We start from the raw sequence: 13811 nt of genomic DNA, 5'->3' as shown, positions 1-13811 counted from the left end.
GCAAGTAAAGTGTCAAGGCCCGGTCTTGCAAGCCTCGGCAGCTCAATAGCCCTCTGGCTTGGTGGCAATACCGTCCAGCCACAGGTGGTCCTTCGGGTCGCTGTGTGTGCTTCCCGTGCCGACGTGGTCGCTACCTATGCTGTCGCCCTTCGTGATGACATGCACCATGGCCATACCGTGCCCTCGCCCGAGTCCGTATTCCTCGGACAACCAGGTCAGGATGGGTCCCGCCTTAGTCTCGGGACCGAGACCGCGTTGGTGAGCGATTTCGATCAACTGGCGCGGGGTGAGCCCCGTCTTCTTCTCGACCGTATCGAGGTAGGCCTGGAACGACATGGATGTCTCCTCTCTTCCGGCCAGTGTGCCGTGTTCCCTGGGAGCTCGCTAGCGTATGGCTCGCCATAGTCAGCTATGCCAGCCCTCGATTGGTGTATCCACCGTGCGGTGCGTAGAGTCGTCCATGCGCCGCGGGGTGGAGCAGTTCGGTAGCTCGCTGGGCTCATAACCCAGAGGTCACAGGTTCAAATCCTGTCCCCGCAACAACCGGGCACCTACTCACGATCGTGTTGAGTAGGTGCCCGAACTTCGTTGAGCCGCGATCGGAACGGCACCTGATAAGCGCTATGCCGCCCTCCCACAGCTTGCCGGCCGCCCCTATGGTCATCGACGAGGTGGGACTGTGCCTCACAGCTCCACGAATTGGATCTGTGAGAACTCGTCGTCGCCCACGACCGATTCGATCCAGGCAATCACCTCGGCCTGGTCGGTGCGGTACGCGAAGTCACTGCCCCTGCAGTAGGCGTTCAGACCGAATGACGTGACGGCGACGATGACGTTGGACTCGAAGCCGCCGTAGAAGACGGGGCCGCCGGAGTCACCCGAGCAGGTGCCGCCCCTGCCTTGTCCATTGCCGGTGGTCTGCAGATTGAAGCCGCCCGTAAGCGCACTGTTCAGGTTGGTCAGCTTCGACTGGGCCATGAGCCGCTCGCGAAACGAGACCACCTCCACGGGGCTGCTGTAGCTGAGGCCATAGCCACTCGCCGTGAACGTGATGTCCTGGCGACCGCGCTGCGTTGCCAGGTGGTCGAGCGAACCGGCAACGGCAAGTGCGCCGTACTCCTCGAGTTCGATCGGCTGGTCCAGAATCACGATGCCGGCGTCGTGCGTGTTCGGGAACCCGGCGAAGTCTTCGAAGCCGTAGTCGTAAAGCTCGTCGGAGGTGGCGCACAGCTCACCGAGCGTGCCCTCGGCGCAGTACTCCGGGTAGCCGCTCACTGGGTCGAGCTCGTTCGCCGGATCGTAGTTCACACCGGCATCCTGCTGGAAGTACACGCGTGCCGCGACGGCGCCGGTGTCTTCGTCGGTGCAGTGCCCGGCGGTCAGGAATACGGTCGGGGTCAGCAGTGATCCCGAACAGCGGTGAGTGAACTCACCGCTCTCGTCATAGAACACGACGAGGCCAACGAAGGGATGCTCGTTGTCCTCGACGTAATTGCCGGTGATGGCGGAGGCAGGGGCCGCGGGCCCGAAAACAGCCGCACAAAGTGTAAGTATCAGCACGAACGTCTTGCGCATGACGCCTCCCGGTAGCAAGTACGACGGTGTCTCGATGCGCTCACCGTAAACCCGGTCGAGGGGTGCGTCAATGAGCGAGAACAAGGCCGGACGACTGTCCGGCATGGCGGGCGTCCGGCTCTCGTTTTCGGGGCTGCTACAAGCGCTCGATGGCGTAGCCTCCGTGCACGATGGTGATGCCCGCATCATCAGCTCCTCACGCATGACTAGCTCCCACGGTCGTCCGATTCATGGCTCGGTATGCTGGCAGGCATGGGAATGGTCCCGAGGAAGTTCTGGTGTGCCATCTCGATGGTCCCGCGGCAGGCGTCCCGATGAGGACGCTCGTGCCAGGCAGTGTTCTGACCGTACTGCTGCTGATGACCGGCTGCACCGGCAACGGCGAGGTGACCGGTCCGACGCAACAGACGCCTTCCGTGTCCGCGCGTGCGTCGAGCCTGCCGAGCCCGTCCAGTACACCGAGCCCATCGCCGCCAGCCGTAGAGTCTGCTCCGAGTGCCTCGCCGAGCAGCCCATCGGCTACTTCTACGTCGCTCGCCCCCGGCGAGCTGATCGCGCTGAATCAGAGCCTGATCGGGGCAGCCTGGGAGAACGATGTCGCCGAAGCTCGCCGGCTCATCGACGCCGGCGCTGACGTCAACTACGAGGACGAGACCCAACAAAGCGCTTTCCTCATCGCAGCGAGTGAGGGCTACTTCGAGCTGCTGGACCTGACCCTGCGCAACGATGCGGATGTCCACGCGCGCGACAGTTACAACGGCACCGCCCTGATCCGCGCTGCGGAGCGTGGCCACGGGGACGTGGTGCGGAGGCTGCTGGAGACCGATGTGGACGTCAACCACGTCAACAACCCGGGCTGGACCGCGCTGCACGAGGCGATCATCTTTGGCGATGGCTCGCCCCGGTACGTGGAGACCGTGCAGCTGCTCGTCGAAGGCGGCGCCGACGTGAGGCTCCCCTCCCAGCGCGATGGTCTCACGCCCGTGCAGCACGCCACGTCCCTGGGCTTCCAGGAGATCGCTACTATCCTGCGCAAAGCGACGGAACAGTAGGCCGCGGGCGTTGCCACAACAGCAGGAGAAGTGTCGCCACTATCGACCGTCGTCGGTGCGTTCCACGACGACAACCTGAACGAATGGCAGCCTGCCCCGTCCCTTTCCGGCTATTGACGCTCGCTTGGGTGCCTCCTATCGTTCCGCCAACGGCCCGCAACGGACCGTATTGAACAGAATCGGGAGGATTCATGCGCAGACCACCCATACGCCGTGCCGCCTTCGGCGCCGGTGCCGCGGCCGTGCTGCTGGCCTCGACTGCGGTCCCAGCGAACGCAGCCAGCACCCAGGGCCGGCAATCCATCACCTTCGATCAGTGCATCACCGATGAGGAAGCCGGCCTGGTGTTCTGTACGACCGGGTCACAGCAAAGCATCGAGGTGTACACACCGTCGGGCAGGGTCATCATTCAGGGCCGGGTCCAGTCTTCATCGACGACAACCTTTCGGGGTGAGACGACCACGGCGGAGAGTGCGTACAAGTTCGTGAACGTTTTCGAATGGTACGTGGACGGGCTCAATTTCGATGCCCAAACCATCAAGCTCAAAGGTACGGGCACGATGGGTTTCCCGGACGGCATGGAGTGCATTTTCGAGACGGACTTCATCGCGGTCGATGACGAGTCCAAATTCGATCACGGTTCCGTGGCCTGCACCCTTCCTTGAGAACGGGCTGTGCAACGTCGCACCTGGAACGACCAAGAAGGCCGGCACACTAGGTGCGTCACCAACAGGAGAGGGGAACGACATCAGTCGCTCCCCTCATTCCGCTTGAACCCCTTGCAGCAAGAACGATCAGACGGTTTTGCCACGCACTTGGGCGGCAGGCCACGGGCAAGGGTGCAGTACCGGTGGATCGAAGCCCAACGCCGGCTCGGATCCTTGGCTTATACCCACATTTCGAGTTGCACCCGGGCGGCGAGACGCCGGAGGACCTGAACATCCTCCTCGGTGAAAATCCGCGGCTGGTCATCGATCAGGCAGAGGGTGCCGATACGCCAGCCGTCTGCGGTGCAGATGGGATGACCGGCGTAGAAGCGGACCCTCGGGCCGTCGGCAACGAGCGGGTGGTCCCGCCACTGCGGGTCGAGGGTGGCATCAGGGATGACCAGGGTGCGATCGTGCTCGATGGTCTTTGCGCACAACGCCACACCCCGTGGGAGGTCCTGCCCGATGGGTCCCACGACGGACTTGATGATCTGGGCGTCCTCGGTGATCAGGGCGATGGAGGCCGAACTGACGCCGAAGTGGTCCCGGGCCTGCCGGGTGATCCTGTCGAAGCGTTCCTCTGCCCCGGTCTCGAGCAACCCCGACTCGTACAAAGCCTGAAGACGCCGGAACTCCGTCTCGTCCAGCCCGGGATCGTCCTCGTAGTCAGCTGGTGCATCAATGGGCTTGCCCGAATCAGCGGAATCAGTGGAAGCAACGCTGGTGGTGTGGTCCCCAGCTGGCGGGGCGCTGAAGTCGTAGCCGTCGGGGGAGAGATCTAGGGTGCGCAGGTAGTCGCTGTACCCGGAGAAGGACGCGACATCATGGTTGCTGTAATGCGCACCATCGACGGTGGAGCCGACGCTGTCGAGCAGTTCGTTGATGGCCTGAGCGACTAGGTCCCGCTCAGGCACCGGGAGCATCACCAGACCGGTCAGGTACCCCTGGACCTCGAGCTCGTCCGCGTTCCCTGTGATTTCGAAGTAGGCCGTGACGACGTCCTGCGGAGTGAGACTGGCTGCCCGTACCGTCTGGATCGCACTCCACTGCTGCACATACTCATCGAGCACGTTGATTCCTCCGCCAACTTATTCATGCAACCCTGATGGGGCGATCCCCGAGGCTGCGCGTTACCGATCAAGACTAGGCTGTTCGCGCGTCCTGCACTGCCGGCCAAGCGCTTCGAGCAGGTGATCGACACGAACCGATAAACCTGCAGCAGAGCCCCTCGTGCGCCACTGGGGGTTAGGGGGTGAAGTGGGTGGCAGGGGTCTGCTGCCCGAGGGACTCCACGACGGCGCCGGCGATGTCGCGGAGTTTCATGTTCCGTCCACTCGAGGCGGCTTTGAGGATGGTCATGGCGTCGTCGTGGCTACACCGGTTCTGGGCCATGATGATGCCGGCGGCGACATCGATGGTGGTCCGGGTGCTCATGGCCTGGCTGAGGTGGTGGTTGGTGGCGGTGAGGTGAGCGATGTGGACGGCCATCCGCAGCAGTTGCGAGGCTTCCCTGGCGAGTGTGTCCGCTGCGGCGGTGACGCTGGGGTCGAACACGTCCGAGGCGGTCGCATACAGGTTCAGGCCTGCGGCCGCGTGGCCTTCCAGGGCGATCGGCACACCCAGGGCGGACCGGATGCCGTGGCTAACAATGGCAGCCGAGTACGCGCCGAATCGATCTTCGGTGGTGAAGTCCTCGACGACGTAGATCTGACCGTCGCGCGCCGCACGCAGGCATGGGCCGTCGTCGTAGGCGAGCTGCACTTCGTCGAGGTTCTTCGCCTGGTCGCTGCTGCTGGCGATGACGCTCTTACTTCTGGGTCGTAGCAGCGTGACGCTGCAGAACACTTCCCGTGTCTGAGTGGTGAACGTGGCGGCCGCGAACACCGCGAGCCTGTTCAGGAACCGTTCGAGGTCCGTACTGTCCAGGACGAGGTCCTGGAGCTGTGCGGGCTCACTTATGCGCTTAGCACTTTCTTCGGTCATCTGCGGTGTCCCTTCCAAGGCATGCTCGTCTTCCGCGCCCCAGCAGGCAGCCGCCATCGCAGTATCAACGGTAACCCCTGCCTCCACCGCAGCCTCATTCGCTCGGTTCCCGGCCGTCCTCGTTCAGATCATCCTCCCGGCTACCCGGACCCTCCTGGCTACCTGGGTCACGCGGGTCATCGGGGCGGGCGAGGTCGGCCAGGACACCCTGGACACCTAGGGCAACCACGGCCTCCGGCTCGTCGGGGCCGTTGCTGTAGGGGGCAGCGGGCCTTGGTGTCTCGCTGATGAGTTCGTTGACCGCGTGGGAGACGAGGTCCCTATCCAGTGGGGTGAGGTTGATCAGACCGTTGAGGTAGGCGTCGACCTCGAATTCGTCGGCGTCTCCGGAGAGGGAGAAGTAGCGGATCCAGACGCTTCGGACGTCGAGCTCCGCGAGCTGCATGGCGTGCAGTGTGCGTCGGCATTGTTCCTCGGGGGAGTATCTGGGCATCATGGACCAGTAGTGGGGTCGGTGCCGTCCTGACGCTCACTGATCATGGCGGCCATGGCGGCCATGGTGGTGTTCGCCCCGGTGGCGAGGTCGATGAGGTGGTTCCTGGCCGTCTGCCGGTCCAGATCGAAGCGTTCCATCAGGATGCCGCGGGCCACGCCGATGGTGTCCCGCTCCGCGAGGGACGCTCTGACGTCGTCGCTGATGCGTTGCGGGGTGTCGCTGGCCTGAATATGACCGAGCAGGGTGGCGGCGGACCGGGCGAGGTTGAGCAGCAGCCGCCGGTCCCCGTCGCTGAACGCGTCGATCGTGGTGGAGTAGACCTTCATCGCGCCCAGGCCGGCGGGCTTGTTCAGGAGGGGAACGCTCAAACACGAGCGGATACCGAGCTCGGTCACGGCGGATGTCCACTGCTGGAACCGGTCAGCGGTGCCGGTGTCGGCGATGTAGACGTGCTCCCCGGTTGACCAGGCGGGCATGCAGGGTCCCTGGCCGAACTCGTACTGCAAGTTATCGGCCTCGAGGACGTAGGGTTGGTCGCTTCGACGCTCACGCGGGTGCCGTCTTGATCGATGATGCTCACGCCGGCGCCCTCGGCTGCGGCGATGATGTCCCGGGCGATTTCCGCGAGCCCGTTGACGGCGTCGTGGGCGGTCTGCTCGGTGAGGAGGTACCCGTTGCTGCGGCCGAAGATCACCAGGAGCTCGCCCGACGGTGAGGAATCCGGGGGTACGGAATCGGGGGATGGAGTGGAGGGTGTGGTGTTCACGGTGGGCCTTCAGCTGTCCGACGCAGGGGTGTCACCCCTTGCAGGTAGGAGGCTGTTGGCTGAACCCCGGTAGATGCCCGCACGCGCAACAGTGAACGGGTATCTACTGCTCACTGTAGTGCTGCCGCCTCCGCGTCAGGGGAATATTCACCAGCGCAGCACTGCAGGAGATCAGTCACCAGGCACGCCCTGTGAGGTCCGTTTCGGGGTCCCGTATGGGGGACACCATCGCGCGGATTCTGGAGCCACAGGTGATCGGCTTGAGGGAGGGGAGATAGTGGTCCTTACTGAACTGACGGTGGAGCTGGCACCCCTAAGGTGCCAGCTCCACCGTCAGGTGTGCGAGGTTCAGCCTTCGACTGCGGCGATCTCGTTGGGCACGCCGGGGAGTTCGTCCGAGGACGTGATCTCGCCCGTGGCGATGTCGACCGCGTGGAGCTTCTTGGCTGCGGGGTCGGTGATGTACGCGGTGTCCCCGACGACCTTGATGGCGGGGTGCGGATGCTGCCACTCGACGGGGCCTTCCCAGGCGTCGATGACGGGCAGGGAGTCGGTGATCTCACCGGTCTCGGGGTCCATGCTGTGCAGGGCTCCGTCCGAGGCGAGGATCAGGACCTCGTCGTTCGGTCCGCGGGCCACGTCGCGGAAGGTGTACTCGACGCCCTCGGGCAGGTCGATGACCTCCATGGTCTTGGTCTCGGTGTCGATGAGCGTGAGCTGATGCAGGAGGTAGCCCTCGAGGTCGGGGTCGTCCTTGTAGTCCCCGGCGATGATGGGGCTGGTCTCGCTGACGTACGCGTTGCCCATGCGACCGAATTCGTCCGGCGCGTCGATCTTCGTGATCTCGCCGTCGTCATAGACGAGTGCGCCATCGCTGCAGCCGAAGACGACGACCTCATCCAAGGCCGTGCCTTCACCGTGCACAGAGGGGCATTCATCGCTCGTAGCGACTTCGTTGCCGTCGGCGTCGAGCACCTTGATGCCGGAGCGGCTCTCGGAGTTCCCGACGGTGGTGAGGAAGGTGCCGTCCTCGAGGACGATCGAGACGCCGTGGTGGGCCTCCTCGCCTTCGATGACCTCGGTCGCCGGGAGGCTGTCCGGGTCCTCGAGGAGGTCGTCGGTGGTGTAGATGGTGGTGTCGCTCGTGCCGTCTGCGTAGAGGATGGTCTTGTCTCCGTGCTGTACCACGTGGCCGGCGGTGTCGGCCTCGAACATGAGGTCGGTGAGTTTCGGTTCCGCCTGCTGCGACCCGGAGGAGTCGGTCCATGTCCCGAGGTCGAGGACCTGGAAGCCCTCCAGGACGGTGACGAGGGCGTGGCGCCCGTCGCCCGCGGGGTTCAGGCGCGTGAAGCCGTCGATGGGCATGTCGCCCTCGAGCTCCATCGTGGTGCCGTCGAGGACCACGATGCCGCCGTCGTAGGTGAGGGCGACACGGGGGGTGGGGGATGCAGCTGCGGTGGCCGAGGTGGTGGTCCCCGCTGCTGCTGTGGCGTCTGACGCCGGGTCCGAAGAGGAGCCACACGCCGTTACCAGCATGGTGGAGGTGGCCACGGTCGCTGCGAGAGCGAGGTGGCGCCTGCGTTTCGTGGGCAGATTTGCTGTCATGATTTCCTTTTGTTCGTTCGGGGTCTCAGGGTGAGAGCCCGGTGGCGATGCGTTCGGTGTTGGTGCGCATCATGGTGAGGTACGTGTCTGCACCTTCGCCGGGGTTTGTGAGGGATTCGGTGAACAGTTCGACGACGTCGACGTCGATGTTCGCGCCGTCGGCGAGGACCTGGACGAGCCGGTCGGGTTGGGAGGACTCGGCGAAGATCGTGGTCACCTGCGCCTCCTCGATCGCTGCGACGAGGTCGCGGAGGTCTGAGGCGCTGGGGGAGGCGAGGGTGGTGCCGCCCGGGATGACGGCTCCGATGATCCGGAAGTCGAACCGTTCGGCGAGGTAACCGAAGACATGATGGTTGGTGACCAGGTTCCGCCGGTCCGCCGGGATCGCCGCGAAGACGTCGGTCATCGCCGCATCGAGCTCGGTGAGCTCCGACTCATAGGTGGAGGACGAGGTTTCGATGGCGTCAGGGTCGATACCGTCCATCCCTGAGACCTGCTCCTGCAGAGCGTCGACGACGTCGGCCATCAGCGCCGGGTCGGTCCAGAAGTGCGGGTCAAGTGCGCCTTCGGATTCGCCTTCCGCGTAGGCGAGGGGTTCGATGACGTCGCCGGCGACGAGGAGGGGAACACCCTCCGCTTGGGCGCTGTCGATGTGCTGCTGGAGCCCTTCCTCCAGGCCGAGGCCGTTGGTGACGATCAGGTCCGCTTCGCGCATCATGGCGGCGTCCTGCGCGGAGACCTCGAAGGAGTGCGGGTCGGCATTGGGTTGCATGAGGACGCGGACCTCGGCCTCGTCCCCGACGACGTTCTCGACGACGTCGCCGAGGATGTTGGTGGTGACGACGATGAGCGGTCCATCGCCCCCGACTGCAGCGCAACCGGAGGCACTGATGAGTGCCATCGCGGCCAGAGCCAGAGCGACGTGCCGTCGTGTTCCGGTCATCGACCGACCTCCGCCAGGTGCGCGGGGATGGTGTCGGTGTCGAAGGTGCGGGCGATCCGGGCATTGTCGGCGAAGTCGATCTCGACCAGGGCCTGTTCGGCAGGGGCGTTGAGGTACGCCCGCTGCTGGTCGACGGTCAACTCGACCCCGACCAGGAGTCCGGGTTCGGCGAGGGTTTGTGGCAGGAGCGGTTCGGTGGCGGCGATCGTCCCGCCGGTCTCGGCCGACATGACCAGCACACGGCCGTCGACGGCGAGGGCGACGACGTGCCCTTCCCGGTCATCCACCGCGGAAACCTGGATCAGCGGGACCTCGGACGGAAAGAACTGCCAGATGCGTTCCCGGGTGTCCAGCAACCACGCGCCCTGCTCGCCCGCGACGGCGGCGACCGTTGGGCGGCCCTCCCGGGCCCGGAACTCCGTTGCCTTCGGGGCGTCCGCCCCTGCAGGGTAGGGGATGCGCTCGTACATGACCGTGTCGCCGTCGAGCGTGGCGAGCAGGGCGCCGTCGTCGCACCCGATGACGGTGCCGACGGATGTGGTGATCGTGCCGCGGGCATCGACGCAGTTCGCGGTCGCACCGTCGATCGGTTTACCGTCCCTGTCGTACGCCTGCACGGAGGTCGTCGTCGTTCCCTCCGTGCCGGGTCGGGTCAGGAGAGTGAGGTCCGAGAGGGGGACGAGCATCCCGGGGTGGGGCTCGACGGCCAGCTCAGCGCGGACATCGAGCTCTCCCTTCGCGAGGGCGTCGTTGTCGAGCACGGTGCCTTTGCCGCTGTCGGGGAAGTAGACGCCCGTGGTGGATGAGCCGGAGGTGACGACGGCTTCGCCTTCGCCCTCGACAGCGCCGATGATCGTGGGTTCTCCGCTGTAGTAGTGGAAGTGGTCCTCGTGGTCCCACGTCCACATGCCGCTGTCGACGATCGTCATGGTGCCCGTGGTCGCCGAGGACGCGAAGAGGTACCGCCCGTCAGTCGAAGTGGCGCTGACGTCCGGGACGTCGCCGACAGTGGTTGTGGTCTCATCGGCCAGGTTGAGGAGGTCGATTCGTCCGGCGATGTCCAGGGTCATCAGGTGGAGCTGGGGTTCGGCGACTTCAGTGGAGCCCTCGAGTGCTCCGTGACCGTCGCCGATCTCGGCCGGAGCAGAGCTGGAAGCGGCGAAAGAGCCGCTCACCGTGTCCGCGGCGGGCTCGGACGGATTGACCGTGGAGCAGGAAGCGAGGGTCAGGGTAAGCAGGGGGAGGGAGAGCAGAAGGGTTTCAGGCGTTCGCACGGAGGGCTTTCTGTGGTGGATGTACCGGTTCCGGACCGGCGGAACGATCGAGGGTCTCCAGGGAGCTGTCGGACGAGCTGATAGTGGACCTGTTGGCTGAGGTGGTGCGGCGGCGTGTCATGCCGCGGATGATGTTCGACAGGGTGGCGCAGGTGATGGCGGCGAGGGCGATCGATGCGCCGGCCGCGGTCCCGTAGTGCCAGGAGGTGAGGAGCCCGAGGAGAACCGAGAAGGCGCCGATGAGAGCTGCGAGGCCCATGGTCGTCGGGATGCGGGTGGTCCAGGCCGCGGCGGCAACAGCGGGCGCCAGGAGCAGTCCGATGACCAGCAGCGCGCCGACCGCTTGGTAGGACGCGACGACGGCGAGGGTCACCAGGCCTACAAGCAGCACCTGTGCCAGGCGTGGCCGCAGGCCCATGACCTGAGCGACGCGGCGGTCGAAGGCGAGGGCGACGAAGGAGCGGTGGAAACCTACGGCGATCAGCACCGTAAGAATCAGTGCGCCAACAAGGAGCCGGACTTCACCGGACCCGATGGCAAGAACGTCACCGAAGAGGATGGCGGTGGCGTCCGTGGCGAAGCTGCGGGAGTGGGAGATGATGATGACCCCCGCGGCGAGCATCCCGACGAAGAACAGACCGATGCTCGTGTCATGGGACAGGCGGCCCCGCCGGGCGAGGAAACTGACGCCGAGGCTCATCACCACGGCACTGAAGGCTGCTCCAAGGATGACCGGCACACCCGCCAACGTTGCCAGGGCGACGCCGGGCAGCATGCCGTGCGCCATCGCCTCCCCGAGGAAAGCCATCCCACGGATCACGACCCACGTTCCGACGACGGCGCAGATAGCGGCACACAGCGAACCGCCCACGAGGGCTCGCAGCATGAAGTCGCTGGAGAAGGGTTCAAGGAACAGGGTCACCGGGCCACCCTAGACTTAAATGAGTATCGTTCTCAACATGATAGTTTCGAGGGATGTTATCGGCCCGACGCGTCTCCTCCCTGCCTCAGCAGCAAACCGGCAGATTCAGCTCGCCTGTACCTGGGCCGGGCGAAGGTATAAGGGAGCCTCTGGTGCTGACGGATGTATGGTTCGATCACGATGGAGTCGATGCCCTGTGCGGCATCAGTGTGTCGATCCAGCCCGGTGCCGTCACGGCCATCGCCGGACCTAACGGGTCAGGCAAATCCACGCTGCTGGCAGTACTGGCCGGGGTGCTGGCACCCCGCCGTGGAACGGTATCGACGCCCAGGAACGCGCGCACGGCTCTTGTCGTCCAGCGCAGCGAAGTATCCGACCGCTTGCCGCTCACGGTTCGCGACGTCGTGACCATGGGTCGCTGGTCCACGGCGGGCATGCTTCGACGCCTGAACGCCGAGGATGACCGCATCATCGATGATTGCATCAGCCTGGTCGGCCTGGCCGGGCACCAGGGCCGGCCCCTCAATGCCCTCTCCGGAGGGCAGCGTCAACGCGCCTTCCTGGCTCAAGGACTAGCGCAGCGCGCGGATATCGTCCTGCTCGATGAGCCCACCACCGGTCTGGATGCCACCACTCGGGCCCTCGTGGCAGAGGTTTTGATCGCGGAGCAGGCACGGGGAGCAACCGTCATCTGCGTCTCACACGAGGACACGACCCTCGCCGCCGCCGACCACATCATCACGCTCGACGCAGGCCGCATCTCACTCGACCCCAGCACGCCCGATATATCCGGGGCGTTACTGCCGGTTCCTGGGCAGTAGAACAAGCGTCGGGAATGGGAGCGTGTGCTCAGTCAGCTGACGACGACCCGCGTGAAGCGGGCACGGCGGTGGCCGTCGTTGACGTAGGAGTATTGCTGCGCTGTGCCGAAGGCGAGGTGCTCACCCGCAGTCAGCACGACGTCCCCGCGTTCCTGCTCCACACGAATGGAGCCTTCAGAGACCATGAGCAGTTCGGACCAGCCTTCGGGGTCGGGTTCGGCGTCGTAGCGGTCCCTGGGTTCCAGCACCCACGCCCACAGCTGGGCGTCCTTCGTGGCGGGGACCGAGGCCAGCAGCACCGCAGAGCTGCCGGGCTGGCCCCTCCAGGCGAGCTCACGGATGTCGGCGTGGGCCGCCGCGGGGGCGGCGACCAGGTCGACGAAGCTAACACCCAACGCGTCGGCGAGATGGTCCAGGCCCGTCAGGCTGATATTCGCTTCACCGGATTCGAGCTTGATGATCGTTCTTCGGCTGATGCCGGCCCGGTCCGCCAGGGCGACCTGACTCAGATCGGCCGCAATCCGGAAACGGTGCACATTCGCCCCCACATGAGCCAGGACCTGCGAAGTCTCTCCCGTTTGCATGTGCACCATTGTGCACCATAAGGTGTGCATCATGTTGCACATACCGACCCGTGAGCATCGGCTTTCCCGCCAGGAGCTCGCCCTCGTCCTCATCACCGCTGTGTGGGGGTCGACGTTCCTTATCGTGCATATCGCCGTGCAGTACAGCGGGCCCTGGTTCTTCGTCGGCGTGCGCTTCATCACCGCGGGCCTCATCAGCGCGGTGATCTTCGCCCGGATTCTTCCCGGCATCACGAGGAAGGAAGTGGTGGCGGGAGCTGCGATCGGAGTCATGATCTTCCTCGGCTACGGGTTGCAGACCGTCGGGTTGCAGACGATCACCAGCAGCACCTCCGCGTTCATCACGGCCCTCTACGTCCCTCTCGTGCCCCTGCTGCAGTGGATCGTGTTCAAGAAGCCCCCCCGGTTGCTCACCTGGGTCGGTGTCGTGCTCGCCTTCGCCGGTCTGATGCTGCTCGCCGACCCAGGCAGCGCCAGTTTCTCCTTCGGCTCGGGGGAGATCGTGACGGTCGTCAGCACCCTCCCCATCGCGGCGGAGATCATCCTCATCAGCTGGTTCGCCGGCAAGGTCAACCTCGGCCGGGTCACCGTCGTGCAGCTTCTCGTCGCCGGGTTCCTAGGTTTCCTGACGATGCCCGCTGTCGGGGAGCAGCTGCCGACATTCTCGTGGATGTGGGTGGTCTCAGCCGTAGCCCTCGGTGCGGCGAGCTGCCTCATCCAGCTCACCATGAACTGGGCGCAGAAGTCGGTCTCACCGACACGGGCTACGATCATCTACGCTGCCGAACCCGTCTGGGCTGCCATCATCGGCCGTATAGCCGGTGAACGTCTCCCGCCGATCGCGATCGTCGGTGCCGCGTTCATCGTCGCCGGTGCCCTGATCAGCGAGCTGAACCCCAACAAGCGCACCGAAACCAACACTCGCGACGACCCCTCGCAGGAAGCCGGCGACACGGTGACCTCTACTCCTCAACTCGAGCAAATGGATTAGCCCAAAGGCCCTGCCGATGACCGACGCCGGGGGTTCACCGGAATCGAAGGTGCCCTCGAACTGATCACGGAAACGGTCGTCATCCCCATGAT

The 13811-nt window shown here is 65.0% G+C and carries 16 protein-coding genes and 1 tRNA gene; 6 read left to right on the top strand and 11 right to left on the bottom strand.

The genetic code is table 11. From position 1 onward, the window contains the following. Positions 1-42: 42 nt before the first annotated feature. A complete protein-coding gene (locus ACX80H_RS09205) occupies positions 43-336 on the bottom strand; it encodes a DUF4287 domain-containing protein (protein WP_459312722.1) in 294 nt (97 codons plus the stop codon). Positions 337-466: 130 nt separating this feature from the next. Here ACX80H_RS09205 and ACX80H_RS09200 point away from each other — a divergent pair. Next, positions 467-540, top strand: a tRNA-Met gene (locus ACX80H_RS09200). A 144-nt stretch (positions 541-684) separates the two neighbouring features. On the opposite strand, the gene ACX80H_RS09195 is transcribed toward ACX80H_RS09200, so the two are convergent. Then, positions 685-1575 (bottom strand): S1 family peptidase, encoded by an 891-nt coding sequence (locus tag ACX80H_RS09195; protein WP_459312720.1) that lies wholly within the window; start codon positions 1573-1575, stop codon positions 685-687. A 314-nt stretch (positions 1576-1889) separates the two neighbouring features. Here ACX80H_RS09195 and ACX80H_RS09190 point away from each other — a divergent pair, with 314 nt between their 5' ends. Together ACX80H_RS09190 and ACX80H_RS09185 are read left to right on the top strand one after the other, a co-directional pair. Further along, positions 1890-2627, top strand: a complete 738-nt coding sequence (locus ACX80H_RS09190) for an ankyrin repeat domain-containing protein (RefSeq protein WP_459312718.1) — start codon at positions 1890-1892, stop codon at positions 2625-2627. Between the two features lie 191 nt (positions 2628-2818). Next, positions 2819-3292, top strand: a complete 474-nt coding sequence (locus ACX80H_RS09185) for a hypothetical protein (RefSeq protein ID WP_459312717.1) — start codon at positions 2819-2821, stop codon at positions 3290-3292. 221 nt (positions 3293-3513) lie between these two features. Here ACX80H_RS09185 and ACX80H_RS09180 read toward each other — a convergent pair whose 3' ends face one another. The 4 genes from ACX80H_RS09180 to ACX80H_RS09165 all read right to left on the bottom strand — a co-directional run bounded on the left by ACX80H_RS09180 (position 3514) and on the right by ACX80H_RS09165 (position 6319). Further along, a complete protein-coding gene (locus ACX80H_RS09180; RefSeq protein ID WP_459312716.1) occupies positions 3514-4404 on the bottom strand; it encodes a GAF domain-containing protein in 891 nt (296 codons plus the stop codon). A gap of 175 nt (positions 4405-4579) precedes the next feature. After that, complete coding sequence (locus ACX80H_RS09175; protein ID WP_459312715.1) at positions 4580-5317, bottom strand: GAF and ANTAR domain-containing protein; 738 nt, start codon at positions 5315-5317, stop codon at positions 4580-4582. 94 nt (positions 5318-5411) lie between these two features. Next, complete coding sequence (locus ACX80H_RS09170) at positions 5412-5813, bottom strand: hypothetical protein (RefSeq protein WP_459312714.1); 402 nt, start codon at positions 5811-5813, stop codon at positions 5412-5414. After that, entirely contained in the window at positions 5810-6319 is a 510-nt protein-coding gene (locus ACX80H_RS09165; RefSeq protein ID WP_459312712.1) for a GAF and ANTAR domain-containing protein, read from the bottom strand. The genes ACX80H_RS09170 and ACX80H_RS09165 overlap by 4 nt, the downstream gene beginning before the upstream one ends. Before the next feature lie 56 nt (positions 6320-6375). On the opposite strand from ACX80H_RS09165, the gene ACX80H_RS09160 reads away from it, so the two are divergent. Beyond that, on the top strand, positions 6376-6528 hold the full coding sequence (locus ACX80H_RS09160; RefSeq protein WP_459312711.1) for a hypothetical protein: 153 nt from the start codon (positions 6376-6378) through the stop codon (positions 6526-6528). 399 nt (positions 6529-6927) lie between these two features. Here the strand turns inward: ACX80H_RS09160 and aztD are convergent, their stop codons facing one another. The 4 genes from aztD to aztB are packed head-to-tail and all read right to left on the bottom strand — an operon-like array spanning position 6928 to position 11323. After that, complete coding sequence (aztD, locus tag ACX80H_RS09155; protein WP_459312709.1) at positions 6928-8184, bottom strand: zinc metallochaperone AztD; 1257 nt, start codon at positions 8182-8184, stop codon at positions 6928-6930. A gap of 25 nt (positions 8185-8209) precedes the next feature. After that, positions 8210-9127, bottom strand: coding sequence for a zinc ABC transporter substrate-binding protein AztC (aztC, locus tag ACX80H_RS09150; protein WP_459312707.1), 918 nt, complete (start codon positions 9125-9127; stop codon positions 8210-8212). Beyond that, positions 9124-10401 (bottom strand): ABC transporter, encoded by a 1278-nt coding sequence (locus tag ACX80H_RS09145; RefSeq protein WP_459312705.1) that lies wholly within the window; start codon positions 10399-10401, stop codon positions 9124-9126. The genes aztC and ACX80H_RS09145 overlap by 4 nt, the downstream gene beginning before the upstream one ends. Then, on the bottom strand, positions 10388-11323 hold the full coding sequence (gene aztB / locus ACX80H_RS09140) for a zinc ABC transporter permease AztB (protein ID WP_459312704.1): 936 nt from the start codon (positions 11321-11323) through the stop codon (positions 10388-10390). Before aztB ends, ACX80H_RS09145 begins: the two co-directional genes overlap by 14 nt. A 152-nt stretch (positions 11324-11475) precedes the next feature. Here aztB and aztA point away from each other — a divergent pair, with 152 nt between their 5' ends. After that, complete coding sequence (aztA, locus tag ACX80H_RS09135) at positions 11476-12144, top strand: zinc ABC transporter ATP-binding protein AztA (RefSeq protein ID WP_459312702.1); 669 nt, start codon at positions 11476-11478, stop codon at positions 12142-12144. Positions 12145-12176: 32 nt separating this feature from the next. On the opposite strand, the gene ACX80H_RS09130 is transcribed toward aztA, so the two are convergent. Beyond that, on the bottom strand, positions 12177-12728 hold the full coding sequence (locus tag ACX80H_RS09130; protein WP_459312701.1) for a helix-turn-helix domain-containing protein: 552 nt from the start codon (positions 12726-12728) through the stop codon (positions 12177-12179). Positions 12729-12759: 31 nt separating this feature from the next. On the opposite strand from ACX80H_RS09130, the gene ACX80H_RS09125 reads away from it, so the two are divergent. Next, positions 12760-13719, top strand: a complete 960-nt coding sequence (locus tag ACX80H_RS09125) for a DMT family transporter (protein WP_459312700.1) — start codon at positions 12760-12762, stop codon at positions 13717-13719. Positions 13720-13811 lie beyond the last annotated feature (92 nt).

Source organism: Arthrobacter pasteuri (genome assembly GCF_054510955.1).
This window is presented reverse-complemented; position numbering and strand designations above follow the sequence as displayed.